Origin of the sequence: Salinilacihabitans rarus (assembly GCF_024296665.1) — an archaeon.
Lineage (GTDB): Archaea > Halobacteriota > Halobacteria > Halobacteriales > Natrialbaceae > Salinilacihabitans > Salinilacihabitans rarus.
Genome location: NZ_CP100762.1, coordinates 3,310,631 through 3,329,324 on the forward strand (window position 1 = coordinate 3,310,631; position 18,694 = coordinate 3,329,324).

Sequence of the window (18,694 nt, forward strand, 5' to 3'; positions counted from 1 at the left end):
TAGAAAAACCTATCGTAATGCTCTCAGATCCCATCTTCCGTTAGCCTTAGCCCCTTCCCCGAAATTTATGAATACATTATTCTTTTAGGTAGTCATGACAAGACAGTCTACAGTCGTTAGCCGGCTTTCTGAAGAACAACTCTTCAAACGGTGGAGCAACCGATGGAGCCACTTTCTCGATGATTTCTCTGCATCGACGTCCTCAGAAACAGTCTCAGAACTGCTTCGTGACAAAGTAAAGAGCGGGAATGCCGAGCGAGCAATTGCTGGCGGTCACGAAGGAAGAGAGATTCTCGAACTCCTCCAAAATGCTCGGGACGCCATCCCCAACCAAACTGATGGTGGACGTGTCTACGTAGGAGTGTATGATGAGGGAGTTCTAGTAGCGAATACGGGCGATCCATTCGATCTGTTTGACCCCGATGTCGAAGACGCAGTCACGATGATCGGGGAATCTTCGAAGGGCAACTCCGATCAGGAAATCGGACACAAAGGGGTTGGCCTAAAATCAGTGCTCGCGACTGGAGACGCGTTCGAGATTTGGACGAGACACAACGCTGCGACAGACGGTACTCTTCGTGTCCGATTGAGTCGAGCGTATGTCACTGCGGCCCTCCTCTCGTCGCTTGGGTACGATACCTCCTCGTTCGGTCTTCAGGGCACAGTACCGAATGAAACGATTCAGTCACTGACATCGCAATCAAACCTCGAGCAACGGACTGAGACACTGGATCTGGACGCTCGAGAGGACATTGGCAAGCTTCCGCTATTCGATTTCCCAGTTCCACTCACAACGACGACTGATCAGAGCGACCCCGTGGCAAATCGAGCCTCGTCGCTCCTCGCTGGGGAGGGTGATGAGTGGTATGGAGACCCGTTCCGTACTGCGGTATTTATTGAGTACGAGGACGACGATTGGCGAAGCCTCCTCGATAGCTTTGACCTCCCATCACCGGAATCAAATGACCGTGACGCTGAGGAACGGGCGGATCGGCTCTGGTCATACCTCTCCAAAAATGCTGACGAGGAGGGACTTACTCCCGAAACGCTCGTCCAGTTCGGTGGAATTGACACGCTGCTCCTCGAACGAGTAGAGAAGACAGGTGATACAGACCGGGAGCGCTGGGATGTCAACCGTAGTTCCGGATCACTTGACAGCGAGAGGGTGCAACACGAGAGAGTAACAGTAACTATACAAGGGACAAAGGAGGCGCTTCCAGACAAGCGGTTCGACCAGTTCGAGTACGACGATCCAGATACTCACACCCAATTGCTTGTTCCGAGGACGACGGGGCAACGTGGCGGACAGCAGAAGTATCCACTCTATCTCTACTACCCCATCGAGAATACACGAGACGTCTCGCTCCCTTTCTGTCTTCACGGCCACTTCACAGTCGAAACGAATCGAAAAGACCTGAGCCTTAACAGCCTCGAAGAGAACCGAAAAGTGCTCGAACGCGGCGTCGAACTCATTGGCCGAGTCGCCGCCGTGGCGGCGGAGAGTGACTTCGGTGAACGGTATCCTTGGATTCTCCTTCCTCCATCGCCGGAACATCACCCGGACGAGCCTAGTTCACAGGCAAGTCTACTTACTTGGTTCCGTGCTGCAATATACGAGGAACTTCGTGAACGAGCATGCTTGCCTACCGTCGGAGATGCTGACAGTGAGAGGATAGCAGTCCTCCCGGAAGAGGCCCTCATTCACTGGAATGCAACGGTCCGTGATGGATTTCTCGCACTCTATGATGTACTCGATTCGATAGACACAACCGTTACTGACACTGCGATCGATCGCAACTTTCCGACTCGAGAGACGCTCCAAGGGTGCCGCTCTTTCTCGGACACGTGGGAAACCCGAATCGAATCACTGCTTTCCGTCGACAATACGGACACGTTCTCCGCCCAAGTGGCCCAGTCGTGGGCAGCGATACTTGGTGATCACCTCAACCAACAGGTGTTCGACGAAGAGGATACACATCTCGTCTGTAATGCTGAAACCGCCCAGTCGCTGTTTATCGGAACGATCGAAACAATACTTCGTTCGGGCACGGAAGACGACGAGCTATCGTCGACACTGGACGCAGTTTCGTCGCATCTCGAGGGAGTCTATCTCCTTCCCTGCCGACGGACCAATAGCGAAGAGACAGTAGGTGAAGACGGGGGAGAGACCGCTAATAGCGAGGGTCAACCAGAGAAGCTACTCTTGGTTCCTATCGAATCACGGTCGGGACCTACACCGAACGAACGCGGAACTTCTCGCTCGCGGTCTGTTCTCTGGGACGTTAACTCACCCGAGCGCGACATTGAGCCGCCAGAGGTCCCACGTGAGAAATCGAGTTTTCGGGTCTACTTCCTCGACCGAACAATAGAGCAGAACGAACGTGCTCGTCGGGTTCTCGAACTAGCTGGGCGACCGTGGGGAGTCCGCGTCTACGACGGTACGCCGAGCTATTTCCGCGAGCTTCTCGACACGTTCGCGACTGATCAACCGACGCGGGTAGAAGCATTGGACTTCTATTTCCTAGCGAAGCAAATAGACAAACTGGGGAGTGAATCGCCCGATCTCCAGACAGACGAGGGCTCATTCATCCCAATAAACTACGTAAAGACCGCCGTGGCCCGATCTGATGGTGATCAACGGCAGAACCTTCGTCGCCGCCTCAACCTCCGGAACAACTTCATCGCTCTTCCGAGAGAAGGAGGGTTACACGAAGTTGGCGAAACGATACTCGGCGACGAATGGCAGCGTGTCCGTGCACGGGCTCATGAAAACGACACGGTTGATGACTGGGACGCGTTTGATGGAAGTGCGAGTTCAAGATGGCCCGAACCGGACGAGGAAACGTGGGAACCTATTGTTGGCGCTTTACAGGATGACGCCGCGTACGAGCGAATAGCGCAGACACTCTCACTGTTCGGCGCTTCTGTCCTTCCAGGGATCCAGACCGTCTGGATGTACGGTTCCGGGCATCCTCGAACACGGGGTGATGCATCATGGGACCCCTCCAAGTGGTCCTCCGATGATTTCGCTGTTGGCAAGAGCCTCCCTGACAGTGCCGTCGCACTTCAACAGACGCTCGCCGAACTCGATGGTACCTATCAGCGATGGATTACCGCTCCGGGGAGACACCCACAGACGACTGCCGAACACTCGAGCAAATGTAACGTCAAGACCGATGGTATCCTCGAGGATGTCTTCCTGGCGACGTGGGTCTGGATGGAGGACCTCGACGCGCTGAGCCAGCTCGGCGAGGATGATCTCCTCGAACTGCTCGGCCGGTACGAGAACAAGTTCAGCGAGTCAATCCTCGAGACAGGATGGACTTGTTCACACGGCCACCAGCGAGATGGGTACGAGTGGTCGAAGACAGTCCCGACACTTCTGAACTGGCAACTTCGTCATCTATCAGTTTGGGATTCGACCGTATCGGTCGATCCTGATCTCCAGGAGCGCTGGGGGGACGACGCTAACCGGCTTGCCTACACGGTCGTGAAAACCGGCTCACGTGGGGCTCAGGCTTCACGGCTATTCCCGAACGTCGAGGTGGACGATCTCGACCTCTCCGAAGAGTTACTCCGAACGCTCGGGGTTAAACCGGTCGAGTCTTTCGATGCGGTCGAAGCTGCTCACCATCTCCAGCGACTTCTCAAAGTGCTCGCGGTAGATTCGCTTGGCGAGGAACCGGTTCCCCTCAACGTTCCGGATGAACGAGACAACGACTGGAACGCGGCATATACGGCGCTCTTGGACCCTATCCTGCGACACATACCAGCAGAGGACGCAGATGTGGCTGACATCGATCTGCCGTTCTTGTCTCATCTTCCGATTCAGCGCGATGGAAAGTGGCAAGTCGCATCTCTGGATTGGATGGCAGAGAATGCTGAGACGGGCCGATACTATGAGGACCAATCCCCAAAGCCCTGGGAACGTCGGGCTGTTGAGGAGGGAGATCACTGGCTACTCGCCCGAACTGCGTCGGGCCCGTTTACACGGCTTGCAGCTGCTCTTGGAGTCGAACGGGTTGACGCATCGAAACCTGTTTTCGATGCCGATGATCTGACATTCACGGATACCTCTCTTTCCGAATTCCGTTCGGAACTCCGTGAGCGGACGGTCCTTCTGGTTGCATCACTGGAACAAACAAGTGAAGATCGGATTCGCGAATTCGCTGACGATCTTGAAGCCGCAATTTCGGAACTACGCGTTGCTGAACGCTTCCCGGAAAACGTCGAGAGTGGTCTCGAAAACCCCAAATCTGGGCTTTATGCTCCTCGAGAGGGTGAGGAAGCCTTCGTTTTTAACGCGTCAGCTTACGATGAGGAACTTTCCCTTGATGGTTTGGCAAACGCGGTTTCACTACTCGCTGAACGGCCGACGACAATTGCAACGTTCCGAGAGGCGCTTGATAATGAGTTATCGACGGTAGAACTCACCAAGCGCTGGCGACGACGAACATTCCCTGTTGACGAAGTCACTCGAATTCTCGGAGCAAAACGTCGCCGAAATCTTCGCCAGCGACTCGACGCACTTGTCTCCTTAGTCGAAAGATTCGACGGTGAAGTCAGACCTGCGGTTGATGAAATAGTCGAGACAGTCGAACGTGACGACGATAGCACTGTGGAGGATTTTGAGCAGGCGTTAATTGGTAACGAAGAAATAGATGTAGAGCTCGACAAGGCATCGATTCAGTCAGCCTTCATTAGTGATATACGAGATAATCTTCCCTCAGACGTCCAATTCGTTCTCGGGTGCCTGTTTGGTGAGGATCGCAGATCGTGGTCTGAGGCGATTGCAGAGTCTAACATCGCCGAGGAGAAGGAGCAGATTGTAATCACCTGGTTGGCGGAAAACGCGACTGCGACTGACGCAACATCGTGTTTTCCGCAATCTGTTCCGTCGGCTTACGTTCGACTCCTCGCCGTGAGGGACGTCTGGGACCAAACGGAAACTGAAGAGCTCCAAGACCCTGACGAGTGGCGATCTCGAATTCAAGAGCTCTCGACGAACAGAAGTGTTGAATGGACGAACCAACTTTCTGATCGTCTACGTGCGGACGATACAAGGGGTGACCGCTTGTTCTTCTATACTCCTATAGAGAAACTCCAGTCAGCGGTGATCGAACCGTTCCTTGAGGAAATCTGCGAGACCGTGGCTGAGGACGCCCTTGATCTGAAGACCGTACTTCGACAGTACGTTCTCGAAGGGGAATTCCCTATGGACGAAACAGCTGTCTCCGCCGCAGATCATCAAGACAACGCGCTAGCAGAGCTGCAATCTGCTGCGGAAAGAGGGCAGGAATTCTCGACCGAAAACCTACTGGACGAAGATTTTGGCGTACAAAGTGCCTCAACACGCGTAACTGGGAGTGGACGCGGTGGTGGCAGCACTCAGTACCGTGGTCGGGGTCAGCAGGGTGAAGCCGCGACACTTGTAGCAATTCTGGACGATGCTGCGTCTTGGCTCGAGGATCAACCCATTGGAACGATGCGATCTATTCGATCGACGTTCCGACGTCTGTCTGATGACCAGCAACGCGAAGACTACGACTGGCACCTTAATCGAGTCTGGGAACAGAATCTTCTGCCACTCCTTTCGAGTGGCGAATTAACGCGGGAATCGATCGTCGACTGGCGCGAATATCTTGAAGACGGACACGAACTCAGCGATCACCCGTTGGTCCAGCTCTGTAACGTCACCCTCGAACAGGGTCCTGGATTCGACATCATCGACCCATTTGGTCCACTATCTAGCCGTCGGGGAGACTTTGATCTCGACCAGTTCGTGCCCGTTGAGGTGAAGGCTGTCGACGGCCGGTCGCCCCCATTCCACTTCCGTCTCACGACGAATGAATATCGCCGCTGTAAAGCATTCCTCCGTGGTGGCCGCTCGTATGTGATTCGCCTCGTTTACGTCCCAGATCCCGGTACACCAAACTGGGCATCAGAAACCCAGTTCGTTTCTGAGATAGTGCTGGAAGATGTCGAAGATGCTGAATCAGTGGTTCGAGGTGATCCGTTTGAGGAGGTCGTCAAGGGTGGCTATATGAACATGAGCATAGATAGCTAACTCCGAACTTCGGACCGACTCCAGCTAATCGGTATTACTGTAATTCAATTGTCCACCGTAGACAAGTGAACACAGATTCCAGTCAGATGTCGCATCTAGTTCACCCAGGGACACCCCTTTGGTTCCGGTGTTCTTGATCACCCCGGGACACCCCTTCAGTTCCATCGTAAATCGCAAGACTGGAGCTACTTTGATAGACTATAGCCCCAATCGGAACCGATGGTGCCGTCGTTCATATGTGTCTGTGCTACTAACACCGGAACCAAAGGGGTGTGGCAGTAATTGTGGATCCAACTTGGAGAAACTGTACCCTCCCTTTCTTTAACATCTCGTATAGAACATGGATACAATGGACGACGCGGAAAGCGATTCACTCGAGGAACGTCTTCAACGCGTACGAACAGTTCTGGCTGAGACAAGAGAACCTCTTAAACGACTAATCTAAACGCTATGGGTGAAAATAGCGGCCCACGGGCAGATATTCCTCTTCAGGATTTAGACCCAAAAATGACAGTATTTGTTGAAATCATAGGCGAAGATATTGAATCAGGGCATTCAATGATCCACGACCCAGACTACGCTGAACCGACAGGCCGCTACATCGAAATGACATTAGAGAGGTCAATCGCGACTGCTGATGAGTTTTGTTGTGACTGCTTCACCCGAGTGATGTTTGATGTTTCCAAGAAATTAGATTAGACTACTGGAACTATTATCATTCTCAGCTTAAACTCTTGCCAGATGGTATTTTCTTGACATGGCATGGTTGGCAAAACAGAAAAGAATCTATGTTAAAATAATTAAGTTACTGATTGTAGTGTAGTTCTATTAAGACCAGGCAAACAGCTGCCTCAGGGATTTCCTGTGGTCTCAATCGCTCATCAATTAGTGATCTAGTAGACAGCATAGTGAGAATCCATGTCCACCTACGGCTAGTACAACATTTTTGCCACTCCACGCGTCTTTCTCGAAACACTCATTAGATCCCCTAAGACGATTTATAATAAGCATCCATATTTATGAATGGGACTGCAATGAACGAGACTGCGAAGAGTGGTGAGTTCCTTGGCATCAGTATTGACAGTGCCATCATTGGAGCACTTATCGGGGTTGTTGGTTCATTCTTAGTTCTCGCTGTGAGGCATCAGCTTCGGAAGCGACGTCTACGGAAAGCGTTACGGGAAGAAATCAGAACTATGTCAGAGGACCTCTATCGATATGCAGAAACTATCGCAGGAAAGGAACCGGACGCGATTATCGTACCGCCCGATCCGATACTACGTACGGTATTTGAGAATAATGCCTCTTTGTTAGGGCTGCTCTCTGAAGAGGAAGTCCAGGAACTGACGCAGTTTTATGGATTAACAGAAAACGTCAGAAAACGCATCTCGACACTGTCATCCCAGTCAGATCCACCAACTCATGAGCTAAAAGTGCTACAACGAGACTTGATCCAGCTCAATAACCAGAAGAATTCCGTACTAAAAACGCTTGAGGGACACATTCTGTGTGCAAAATCATCTGTGGATGAGGACAACCGTATTTACTCAGATATAGATTCACCAGACTATGATGTAGTAGATTATTTAGAACAACAAACAGAAGGGAACGGTCATGATACTCAAGCTGAGCAGGGAGTCAGTAGTGATGAAGATTGTGAGGGGACACGGTAGAGTCTGGAGGTGATGGCATAGACTGGCCGTAGTCTACTGTAGTCACTCAAGTAGATTGCTTTTCTTCCCAATTCGCAATACCCGCAATGTGTCTTTGCCGTCGGGATTTTCTTCAATTTCAAATACAACTACGTATTCTTCGGTGGCTGTTGTTGACACGATATTGTACTCAGGACGCCCAGGGATCCTCTCCAAGAAATCAAGATTGGTGTTTTTGACGTCTGATACGGAGGCAGCTTGCAAGTCTTTGAAAGCATCTCGAAAATCACGCTGGACGGCATCAGGACAGCGTTCGAGTTGTGGAAAATGTAGTTCTTCTCTAATATCTATCTCAAACGCCATTATTCGATTACCTACACAGGTGTTTCTCTCTTGAACCTATCAAGTTTAGGTTTGGGAATCAGGCAGGAGAAGCTGAACCCATTGACTGAGTCTGCGGCGTCGCATCTCTTCGTTGGGCTTCTTCCGCTGTATTGTCTCGTTTCACGACAAGCCCGCCCTCCTCCTTGGTTGCCGGAGTTTCTTCTGACTCACTAATAATGTCATCAAGCGAAAGATCCAGGCCAGTGACAATACTTGTCAGCCGCAATGCGGCATCCATCTCATTGTCCTGTACGATATTGATACTCACCTTATTTGGTGTAAGATCCTTAGGTTCACCTGACAGTGTCTGTATGAGTGCAGCGGTATCTGCTTCCGCGATCTTATTCATGTTCACACGGACAAGATGCAATAGGTTTCCCGTTGTATCTGATGCTTGGTCTACAAGCGACCGTTGGAAGAGTTGATCCCGAGCTTCCGTAAACTCCCCAACCTCGCTTGTCGACAGTGTCGAGAAAGTCGCATACCCACCTCCTCTGAAGAACGATGCCAACCCAGTCTGTTCGTCCCCATCCGCTATCTCACCAATGTACTTTCGATGCTGCACCATCTGTTGAAGTGCCTCCTCAAGATATTCATTAATAGTTTCGAACACTTGGCCTGGTGATAGCTCTGGTGTAAAACTCGCAAACCTAGCGGCGTCAATCAAGACGAAGGTATCGGAATTGGCTTGGAATTTCTGAATGTCACTGCGGGCACGCTGCCGACGCTCTTGTTCCAACGTATGTGGCAAGGTTGAGATAGTTGTTACGACGGCCCCTGCATTACGGGCAGCGCGACTAATAATTGGTGTCATTGCTGTTCCTGCATACCCGCCAATGCCACTAACTATGAAAACGAGGTCTGTGGAACTGAAGATTTGATCAGCAAGCATTTCTTGGGAGTTTTCTAGGATGTGCTCGATTTGTTCAGTTTCCGAGGTATGAGTGTCAGAGTCGGTAGGCAATTCTAAATACAGACGTGTATTTGCCATCGTCTCATCTAAGGTGTCTTCGTCACTATCGATGACAACGGTATCTGCTGCGGTTAAATCTTCAGAATGAAGCCGAGTAACAATACGCGCTCCGGCACCTCCAAGTCCAACAATAGTCACATCTGTTTCATCAGTCCAAGTATCTTGGCCTTCTTCATAGAGTTCCGGCGTTAGAGATGCCTCTTGTTGTGCTTCCTCCTCGACATCTGGTAGTGGGTCCAATCCAAGCTGTTCTAAGACTGGGTCGAGGTCATCTGCATCCTCTTCTTTGTACTGCTGGCGAGCCTCCTCAATCCCCTGTCGGGCCTCTTCTGTAAAGGGGTCTTCTGCTTGGATGGCATCCCGAACAGCAGACCGGATGAATTCAGAGCGGTTGCTGAATCCCCGGTCCTCATAGCAGGCATCAATTTGTTGGACCAGTTCCTCAGCCATCCGCACGTTTACTGTCCGATCTGCCTGTGACATAGGTGTGTATTACAAGCGCAACACAATAAAAGCTTGCCTTCTTCTCCTACCAATATCAGACCCAATCGATATGATCGATCCGCAAGAACGCTATTCTGCTAATTGAATAAGGGACAGTATCGGGTTCTGAATGCAGAGGACTGGGAAACTGTCATAGCCATCTCAACTTAGTCGGGGCAAGTATGCTATCAGAGATAACTACCACAGTCCACTCCTAGCCATAGCAGGGACGCAGATCAGATCGAACGGTTATCGGTACTCTGCAGTACCGTTGTTATTTACCTCAGTGTAGTCTATATATCATCCAGCGATAGTTTTTTGCCATCGAGAAGAAATTAGGTAACAGATGGCAGGACTGGTCGAGTACGATTACGACTTCTTCGAAGATTATCAGTCCAAAGTTCTCTCCGATCTACCAGCTATCGAACAGCTAATTCGCCTTGATGACGAGGTTGCGAACAAGGTCACGATGGCCCGATACGAAGGGCCAGTTGATCCGATCGAATGGAATGACCTCGAACAATACTACAGCAGCCTCTTTGCGGATTTCATTACGGAACGTATCCAAGGGGTAGTTGACACTGAGCCTATCGAGACGAACCGGGATCGGTTTCACACGTTTCGCCGCCATGTCGCCTCACTGAATAAGAATCTACCTGCTCAACGGACAGCACAAACGAGTGTCATCTCAAAGCCCGCAGAAACCGTCTTGCTCAAGCGATTACGACAGCTGGGATTTGACCCAAGCGCACTCGACATCACTCATATCGGCCGTGGTGGTGGCCTCTATCTCTTGGAACTCTTCGTGACAGCTGCTCAGCAGCAGGCACTCTCGGATACAGAGTTACTCACCGCATTATTGGAGGAGGCCTCGTCGTTGGGTAGCTTGGGACGGGAGGAAGCGATGGCCCGCCTTCACAACCCTGTCCTGATGGTTTCTCTCTGGGATAATCAGCAGGCAGGGCTAGACAACTGGCTCACAAACGGACGTCACGGCATTCTCGAGATGGCGACAGCAACCGGGAAGACTGTCGCTGGAATTGCAGCTATCGCCGAGTGCTGTGGAGTTCTTCCTGACGACCCTAACCACTCTCCACGAACAACAGATGCGAATATCATGGTAGTGGCGCACTCAAACGCCATTCTGAAGCAGTGGGAGCGAGAGATTCAGGAGAAGCTCGGTCTTCCGATGCCCGCAGGAAAGACGGGTGACAAAGCCGACCGACTCTCGTTCAATGGTGGAGAAGTCGAGTTTTACACCGCTCAGTCGCTCCTACCGAGGTACGACCGCGATCTCGAAAATAAATACGATCTCGTCATTTACGACGAAGTCCACCACTACTCGAATATCGACGGTTACGGAGCCGCAATCGACAGACCGAACTACGAATCCGCGATGGGTCTTTCTGCCACCATCGGCGACGAGGGGGGACTGAAGCGGGAACAGCTTACCGAACTCTTAGGGGACGTCGTGTACACCTACGGGGTCGAAGACGCCCGCCGTGATGGCATCATTCCCGACTTCGACTGGACTGTCCATCCAACACCACTCGACCCGTACGAGCGTGAGGAGTGGGAAGAGACCACTGAGTCGATCTCTGATCAATTCAAACACATTCGTCGGTCCCCGGAAACCGAGCGAATCCTAAAGCGAATACCTGTTCCATTCACCGAACTCGAAGACTTAGGCGACTTCATTCGTGCCCACGAAGCCGCCTCGATGGCTCTCGACGACGACCAGATTCCGGACGACTGGTCGAACCTCCAGGCAACGATTCACTCGCGTACGTGGATTCGCCATCGCTCACAGCCGAAGATCGAGGGAGCCATCGAACTGGCAGAGGAGTATCTCTCGGATCCAGACCAGCCTGTCAAGGTCGTCATCTTCGCGATGGACATCGACACGGCTGACCGAATCGCCGACACTCTGAGTGACGTCACAGATAACGTCTACCGGGCACACAGCCAGCTTGAGAGCTCCTCCCGGAAGAACAACGAGCGAGTTCAGCAAAACATCGACGCGTTCGCAAACTGCGACAACGGTGTGTTGGTGTCACCGAAGATGCTCGACGAAGGTATTGACGTTCCCGACGCTGAGGTCGGGATCAACGTCGCTGGTACCAAGACGAAACTCCAACTCGTCCAGCGGATGGGACGGGTTCTGCGGAAGCACGGCGACCAGCGACCCCATTTCCACCACTTCATCGCGGTCCCTGACGAGAACTACATCGCAGGACTCGACTCCAAAGAGTATGTTCAGGAGCTTAACTGGGTTCGTGAACTCGGCGAAACGATCGGGATCCAGCCTGTTATCGAGGAAGCAGGAGTGGACGCCGACCTCCTCGAGCGCGCAAAGCAGCGGGGACACGAACTGTGGGCTCGTGACCTTCTTGACGACCTTGAAATCGAAACAGTCCAGGGGAACGTTCATCTTGACCAGCTGCTCGAAGAGCTGACCGCCGAGGCAATCGAAATCCTCCTCGACGAACTCTGGCTTGGTGGAGAGCGTGTTGCACAGGACGACTGGGAGACTGCGATGGACCGGCTTCGGGACGACGAAGCACTCACTGTGGAAGGTCTCCAGCGCGTCTGGTGGCTCTTCCCGCTTTACCGGGAACGTCCGGAGGAATTGGAGAAGCTGTTAACCGCATCACTTGAGGCTCTTTCAGAAGAAGACGTTCCCACGACTAGTAAAGGAAGAGACTCTGACAACTCAGAAAAGGAGTCGACTAGTGCTGATAGTGGTCCCCCAGAGACGCCCGCTACTAGAAGAGACAGTCAGTCGGGCAGTTTTGAGGACGAAGACCAACCGCAGGTATCGGGAGAATCCACAACAGCAGAAGGATCAAAATCGTCTGAGGAGAAGCCGACGCCGGCCACGAATACTGCTGAGATCCAGGTACCGGCCCCCCATAGTGTGGACATCTTCGAAGAGTTCGATGTGCAAAAATCGGCCGTTGAGTTAGACGGGACCCGAATCACTCAGAATGCTCAACAGCCAGTTGACGATGAACTGCTTTCTAGGACCGGAAGTGGAGGACTGTTCTCTTCCGGATACCTCTACCAGCGCTCGCTTGCGACCTATCTGCATGAGGATGAACAACCACAGTATTTGCTCGCATCTGAGGATCGTTCACCTGCCCTCTATATCTCGACCGATCTCGAACGATCGTTACCTAATTTAGACGGGTATCAGGCCATCACGGCGATTACACCAACACGTGCGCTCTGTGTCGTTGGGAGTGAACCAGAGAATGTCCCTGTACAGCTCCGCTATGAGAACCTCACGAAAGTCGAGATCGAGCAGAGTGGCCAGCTGTTCTGGAAGAAGTCCTCTCTCGTGCTTCGGACAGATGATCAGCGGCTCACCATCCCGGACGAGACCGGAACTGATCTCAAGGCGGTCGCAGAGTACATTCGCGCAGCGGCCTATCAACAGAAGCACGCTGCTGGGCTCCGACTCTTGGATGCATGTAACTCGGTCCTCGCGACTGGTGAAGTCGATCGGCTCGGTTCGGTGCTGGAGATGGCTCGAGAGCAGTTGCAGTACGCGATTCACTGGGGGAATTCACACGACCTTGACACAGAGAGCTCACGCCGAGCACTCGAGTTGGTAGATACTTGTGTCGGGCAGTTCGACGTTAAGCGTGACGTCCTCCGGTTATGGGGTGAGGTTCAACGAATACTGGTCGATGCTCGCCTGACGCCCCTCGACAACGATGATCGCCTCGAGGAACTGTGTACAACCGCGCAGACGAAACTCGACGAACTGCTTTCGGGCAGTGTTCGGGGGAGCCAGCACCTTCAGACAGAAGCAACGCGCTTGCAGAATAGTCTCGAGGTGGCACTCTCGAGTGATGAGGATTCGAACACCGATACGGCAGAGGACGAGACGTCAGAACCGCCAGAGGGCTCGTCTAAGAGTAGTGAACGCAAATCGAAGCGACAACGGTTGCTCGACGAACTTCAGGCGCTTACAGAGGAACTTGGTGCGGTACCGAAGGCGCCCGAAATGGACGAACAGGGAACGTACTCGACCCATGAGTATTATCAGACATTTGGTTCGTGGGATGACGCGCTCGATGCAGCTGGACTAGACAAGAAAACGGCTCTCATCGACGAACTAGAACGAGTAGCGAAAGAACTCGGTGAAATCCCCTCGACGACGCAAATCGATGAGCACGGTCGATACAGTTCCGGTATGTACTCGAACGAGTTCGGGACCTTCACTGAAGCCCGGGATGTCGCTAACTTCGAATTTCTTGAGGAAGAGCCGTCGAGCAAGGATAAAAGCCAAAGCAAAACGGAACAAGATGAAAACGAGGCAACCGGAGATCAAGACGCTGAACCGTCACGTGATGCATTAATCGCAGAGATTCAGCGCCTAGACCGATCGACAGAGAAGTTGCTACCATACGCTTCTGAAATGGATTCTCGAGGGGGGTTCACTGCGTACGACTGTCAGCGCGAATTCGGTTCGTGGGATGATGCACTCAACGCTGCCGGTATCGATAAGCGGGAACGACTGCTTGAGGAGCTTCGACGTGTGCGTGATAAAGTAGAACGAATCCCGAAAACCACAGATATGGATAGTCACGGCCGAGTTTCAGCGTCCATGTATTCGAATTTCTTCGGTTCTTGGACTGAAGCGACCTCACTCATTGAAGACACTACACCACCGGGTTCTGGAGATGGAGATAAAACCTCAGAAGAAGACACACTGAGTGAGAATGATGAAGATGTTCTGATCTGGGAAGACATTCCCGGGAACAGTCGACTTCCGGGACCGATTCCGATTCAGATTGTAGAAAAGCGTACCGCGCGGTCCGACCGCGTTGATGGTCGCTACTTAGTTCGAGACATAACCGGCACAGAGTTCGAACTCAAGGTCTGGGCTAAACACGGAATCACGGTCGACTGGGAGCCGGGATGCTGGTACGTGCTCTCTGAGGCACGGGGAACAGTCTGGGAAAGCGATGGGGAAGTCCACCGAATGCTCGACAGCACCCGAGACTTAGAGACTGTCAAATGTGTGGACCGACCAACCAAACAGGATCTATCGCAGTAGAGCCTCCGATCTAACGGAAATCGTGCCCTCAAATAGGGTATGTGAGATGCTCTCCATCCTGAAGGACGGGGGGAATATTACAACCATGATAGGCCAGTATTGAGTTCTTCGAGGAACGACGACCGTATTTGCACGTTGGATGGGAACGTAATCTGTTCTCCTTGCCGATCAAGGATAGTCTCGCGAAGAAAAGGGTGGGCAGGATCGAACGAAGGGCTTGTTTGGATGCGATAGTCGCTGTCGATGGTAAACAGTGCAGCGTCGAATGCGCGGTGGTGCAGCGAGTTCAGCACGAGGACGTTCTCAGGATGTTCAGCGAGGTCAGGATGTTGACTTCGCGGGAGGATATGCGCGAGGTCCAAAAGATCCTTCTCTCGAATGCCGGTTATCGTGCATGCATTGCCATACCGATCGAACATTTCATCACGGAAAGCGCCGCTAACGACGGTTTCGGACGTTTCGTAGCGTCGAACTCGTCCGCTCTGATCGAGAGTCTCGCCAGTCGGCCACTGGGCGACTTCACCGGTCTCAATCCATTGCGTCCAGACATCCGGGGCATAGCCGTCATCGTTCATTCGGGCGCGGTCGTGCAACCATGAAACGGGAACAGACTGTGTGTTGAGGATCGAGAAGTGGAAGAGGTAGTTCGGGATCTGTGTGCCAGTATCGTCCTGGTAGGATCGAACCTCGAAATATTCGGGGATACATAGCCCACAGAACTCGACAACACCAGACTCTGGTTTCCGAAAGACGAGAACGGGTGGGACATCCTCCCGTCGACCAGACGCTGTTCGGTCGAACGCTGTCTTGATCTTCTGGTTCTTCGGAGACTCATCGTACGGATTAGTAGCTTTTGCGTCGCCCCAGTAACTGATGTACCCGGCGTTGACTGCGAGCGTATCTTCCCATGGATCGTCATGCTGAGAGACCCCACTATCATTCGATACAAGAATGAGAGCCGCCGGCGTATCAGAGCGATTTGCGCTGAGGTCACGAATGCCGCCAGTGTTCTTAATACCACTATCAAGCGAGCCACGAATCCATCGCAAGAACTCATCATCACTGTTCCGATAGCTACCGGTGTCTCGGTATCTTTCGCCAATCCGGAACCTGCGATCCATGATAACTCCCTGTTACATTTCACACTTTATAATAGCCACGTGCTGCTGTCTTCCTCCAAAAGAACCGACTCGCAAAGGAGGGCGTCTTGTATTGCTGAATTATCGATATTCCTGCTCCCAACAATCTCGACAGAAATATTCATTGACTTCTTCTCGGTCCCCAGTTGTGACAACCTCGTTGACACCGATAACACTCCCGCACTGGGTACACTCAATCGTTTGATTCAACTCGTAGTCTTCGGGTACCCACCATGGCACCTCGTCATAGCCCTCACCGAGTGAGAGTATCCAGTAGGGGACTTCAACGTCGGAATCAAGTAGGGAGTTTCCGAGTTCCCTAAGACCGTCCCGGGTAACCAATAGAGATCCCAACAGATAGCCACTATAGTCTACTCGATACTGTTCCTTGCCTTCATCTGATTCGTCGATTATTCTGATACCGTCAACACCATCGCGAATCAGACGCGCATGTGTCTGGTTGTAGCTCAGAGTAGCAATAACGTCCACATCGTCACTGCGAACCACCGGTTCGTCAGCTGATTCAAGGATGTTCTGATCAGAGATACCGAACATAGTGTATGACTCCAAAGCATCTATCAAGATTGTTCGGTTCGCAGCCCGACCCATTTCGTTGCTAATCACATTGAAATCTATTCCGTATAATATTCAGCTGCTGTCAACTACATGTGCGTTTCTCGCACACCAATGAGAGTGTTAGTATCGTTCGAAATAGAGGAGGTCTAGCGCTAGGACGATAGACAGCTAGCAGCCCCTAGTATTGTTAAGAATATAAAATAGCTTATGATTCTATGCAGACAAAATCGAAGATACCCGTGATGTCAACTGAGCCAATCCACGGCGACCGTGCAACGTTCCCCAGTCCCAGCCAGACAGCTGCTGCCCCACTTTACAAGACCGGTGGCGAAATCCTCGAATACTGTCGAGATTGGGGCGAACCGGTTTACGTCAACCCGTCGGGCCAAGGGTTTACGTTTTACACCGGTGATGGCAGAAAAGGCACGGCCTTCACGGGGCTGCAACCAGGCCGACTCCTAATAGATCCGTCCGTCAAGCGTCGAGGAGACACACCGGCTATCATCCGGGAAGGGTTAGAGGACGGATGGTTGACCGAACTCAACGGTGACAGCTGGAAAGGATCGTTCCGGGTACAGGCCCCATTGGGTTCAACATTGACCCCGCCACAGGTGGAGGCAATCCGTACCTCACTGAGGATAGTTCAGCGCTCATCAGCTATATTATAGAAAATAGAAGTCGTGAGTCAGACTAGGTTCAGAGTCGATCCAGATAGTCGCGCCGCTGTTCCATCTTTTCTTTCTCAGTACGCCGGTCGTAGTGCTGCTCAATGACCGCAGGGCTCACGTTCGCTCGATCACTCACCACGTTGTCTGGGAGATCGCTGTTGAGCGAGTGTGTGATACTCCCCCGCCGGATGGCGTGGGGATTGACGTTCGCAGGACACCTGAACGCCTCTTGGTCGTTGACAGCTGCCTCACACTCTTCTGGATCCCGATCTTCAGGACACTCTGCTCCACGGAAACACGGCCGGGTCGCCTGGTAGACGTACTTCCGAAGCGTAGTCTTATTCGCGCGGCCCTCCCTCGTCGCGACGAGCGGTTCACGGCCGAAATCGTCAGTCACGTTCGGTCGCTTCTCTTCGATCCAGTCGTCGAGCAGCATGCAGATGTCATCCGACAGCGCGACCAGGCGCTCGCCGTCTTTCTTGTTCTTGATTGGCGTGTCAGTATCCGGGCGGTGGTGAACCTCGATGTACTGCTCGCCGGGATTGTAGTCGTCGACGTCGAGAGCGTTGACGCTGCTGACACGCATCATCGTGTGCCACATCAGCGCGACGGTGACGTGTTCACGGGATGCGTAGTCGTACTTGGCGAGGTACGAGAGAACCGCTTCGGCTTCCTCGGTCTCCAGCATCTCGTCGCGGGTGTTTTGCTCTGGCGTCATCGACGGCGAACGGACCTTCGTCGAGAGGTCCTGTTCGACGGCGTCGATCGACTCGGCCCAGCGGATGAACACGCGCAGCGTGTCCATTTGGGTCTTCTCGCTGGCGACGGAGAGGTCACCGTCGTCGCGCCGCCAGAGGCGGTACTGTTGGATTTTGCGCCCGGTGAGGTCGTTGAGGTTGTCGATGTCCTCCATCTCACACCAGCGCAGGAAGTGCTTGAGGCGGTACCTGTGCGACTGAATCGAACTCTCGGCGAGTTCGGCTTCCTTGTCCGTGAGGTACAGCTCGAGTGCTGTCTCCGGATCGATTGGCTCGAGACTCATAGTCGTGAGTCGCGAACCGATAACGGGTCGATCTGAACTCCGGGATTTCCCTCCGTTCGTCAGACTGAACGAGAGGAATCCTGAGGGCGTCTGAGGCCCTGTGAGCCTGCAGCGCCCATCATTCTGCGTGACGTCCAACATCCAGCAGATCCCGGAGGACGAGAGCATCCGGCAGGGCAGGAACGGGCCCGTCACCCGGACGTGACCGCCGGACCGCCCGTGGCCTATCGTCGTCGGGGAGCGGGTCGAGCGAGCCGTGTGCGTACGAGCGGGGGAACAGGCCGTGTTCCTCGCGGAAGTACTCGACGAGCGGGTCGTGGCCGTCTTGGCTCCTCTCGGAGTCCACCGCGGCGTAGCCGGCACCCGTCCACTCGTACAGCCAGCCGGTGAACGCGTTCGCGTCGTCGACGTTCGCGTGGACGAGCAGGACGCGCCCGTCGCAGGCGTTTGATTCGGGTAGACGTCCCGCAGGGCGTCGACCGCCCAGTAGGAGACGTACCGACCGTACATGTAGACGCGACCGCCCTCGCGCTCGACCGCCGTGTGTTCGAGGGGTTCGTGGTAGCCATCGAAGACGTCGTCGTCCTCGTTGAGGGCGTACGTGCCGTCCATCTCGATCGGGGTTCTCCGGTGTCGGTGCTG

Annotated in this window: 10 protein-coding genes; 4 read left to right on the plus strand and 6 right to left on the minus strand. The window is 53.1% G+C overall.

From position 1 onward, the window contains the following. Nucleotides 1-94: 94 nt before the first annotated feature. The 3 genes from NKG98_RS17360 to NKG98_RS17370 all read left to right on the plus strand — a co-directional run bounded on the left by NKG98_RS17360 (nt 95) and on the right by NKG98_RS17370 (nt 7,740). Nucleotides 95-6,067 carry a sacsin N-terminal ATP-binding-like domain-containing protein gene (locus tag NKG98_RS17360; protein WP_254767388.1) on the plus strand — a complete coding sequence of 1,991 codons (5,973 nt, stop codon included), beginning with the start codon at nt 95-97 and terminating at the stop codon, nt 6,065-6,067. A 450-nt stretch (nt 6,068-6,517) separates the two neighbouring features. Then, nucleotides 6,518-6,766 (plus strand): hypothetical protein, encoded by a 249-nt coding sequence (locus NKG98_RS17365; protein WP_254767389.1) that lies wholly within the window; start codon nt 6,518-6,520, stop codon nt 6,764-6,766. A 497-nt stretch (nt 6,767-7,263) separates the two neighbouring features. Then, on the plus strand, nt 7,264-7,740 hold the full coding sequence (locus tag NKG98_RS17370) for a hypothetical protein (protein ID WP_254767390.1): 477 nt from the start codon (nt 7,264-7,266) through the stop codon (nt 7,738-7,740). Nucleotides 7,741-7,782: 42 nt separating this feature from the next. Here NKG98_RS17370 and NKG98_RS17375 read toward each other — a convergent pair whose 3' ends face one another. Together NKG98_RS17375 and NKG98_RS17380 are read right to left on the minus strand one after the other, a co-directional pair. Then, nucleotides 7,783-8,082 carry a hypothetical protein gene (locus NKG98_RS17375; protein WP_254767391.1) on the minus strand — a complete coding sequence of 100 codons (300 nt, stop codon included), beginning with the start codon at nt 8,080-8,082 and terminating at the stop codon, nt 7,783-7,785. 58 nt (nt 8,083-8,140) lie between these two features. After that, complete coding sequence (locus NKG98_RS17380) at nt 8,141-9,526, minus strand: hypothetical protein (protein WP_254767392.1); 1,386 nt, start codon at nt 9,524-9,526, stop codon at nt 8,141-8,143. A 379-nt stretch (nt 9,527-9,905) separates the two neighbouring features. Between NKG98_RS17380 and NKG98_RS17385 the strand changes: the two genes are divergently transcribed. Continuing rightward, nucleotides 9,906-14,627, plus strand: coding sequence for a homing endonuclease associated repeat-containing protein (locus tag NKG98_RS17385; protein WP_254767393.1), 4,722 nt, complete (start codon nt 9,906-9,908; stop codon nt 14,625-14,627). Nucleotides 14,628-14,704: 77 nt separating this feature from the next. On the opposite strand, the gene NKG98_RS17390 is transcribed toward NKG98_RS17385, so the two are convergent. The 4 genes from NKG98_RS17390 to NKG98_RS17405 form a co-directional block, all read right to left on the minus strand. Continuing rightward, the gene (locus tag NKG98_RS17390) at nt 14,705-15,748 is read right to left on the minus strand and encodes an HNH endonuclease (protein ID WP_254767394.1); all 1,044 of its coding nucleotides are present in this window, start codon (nt 15,746-15,748) and stop codon (nt 14,705-14,707) included. A 99-nt stretch (nt 15,749-15,847) separates the two neighbouring features. Further along, nucleotides 15,848-16,321, minus strand: coding sequence for a hypothetical protein (locus NKG98_RS17395; protein ID WP_254767395.1), 474 nt, complete (start codon nt 16,319-16,321; stop codon nt 15,848-15,850). A 717-nt stretch (nt 16,322-17,038) separates the two neighbouring features. After that, entirely contained in the window at nt 17,039-18,052 is a 1,014-nt protein-coding gene (locus tag NKG98_RS17400) for a tyrosine-type recombinase/integrase (RefSeq protein WP_254767396.1), read from the minus strand. Nucleotides 18,053-18,170: 118 nt separating this feature from the next. After that, the gene (locus tag NKG98_RS17405) at nt 18,171-18,398 is read right to left on the minus strand and encodes a hypothetical protein (RefSeq protein WP_254767397.1); all 228 of its coding nucleotides are present in this window, start codon (nt 18,396-18,398) and stop codon (nt 18,171-18,173) included. Nucleotides 18,399-18,694: the final 296 nt, after the last annotated feature.

Bases quoted from the DNA above. Each gene is read 5' to 3' on its own strand.
- NKG98_RS17380 (WP_254767392.1), bottom strand. From the start codon at position 9,526: ATGGCTGAGGAACTGGTCCAACAAATTGATGCCTGCTATGAGGACCGG.
- NKG98_RS17395 (WP_254767395.1), bottom strand. From the start codon at position 16,321: ATGTTCGGTATCTCTGATCAGAACATCCTTGAATCAGCTGACGAACCG.
- NKG98_RS17370 (WP_254767390.1), top strand. From the start codon at position 7,264: ATGTCAGAGGACCTCTATCGATATGCAGAAACTATCGCAGGAAAGGAA.
- NKG98_RS17360 (WP_254767388.1), top strand. From the start codon at position 95: ATGACAAGACAGTCTACAGTCGTTAGCCGGCTTTCTGAAGAACAACTC.
- NKG98_RS17385 (WP_254767393.1), top strand. From the start codon at position 9,906: ATGGCAGGACTGGTCGAGTACGATTACGACTTCTTCGAAGATTATCAG.
- NKG98_RS17365 (WP_254767389.1), top strand. From the start codon at position 6,518: ATGGGTGAAAATAGCGGCCCACGGGCAGATATTCCTCTTCAGGATTTA.
- NKG98_RS17375 (WP_254767391.1), bottom strand. From the start codon at position 8,082: ATGGCGTTTGAGATAGATATTAGAGAAGAACTACATTTTCCACAACTC.
- NKG98_RS17400 (WP_254767396.1), bottom strand. From the start codon at position 18,052: ATGAGTCTCGAGCCAATCGATCCGGAGACAGCACTCGAGCTGTACCTC.
- NKG98_RS17390 (WP_254767394.1), bottom strand. From the start codon at position 15,748: ATGGATCGCAGGTTCCGGATTGGCGAAAGATACCGAGACACCGGTAGC.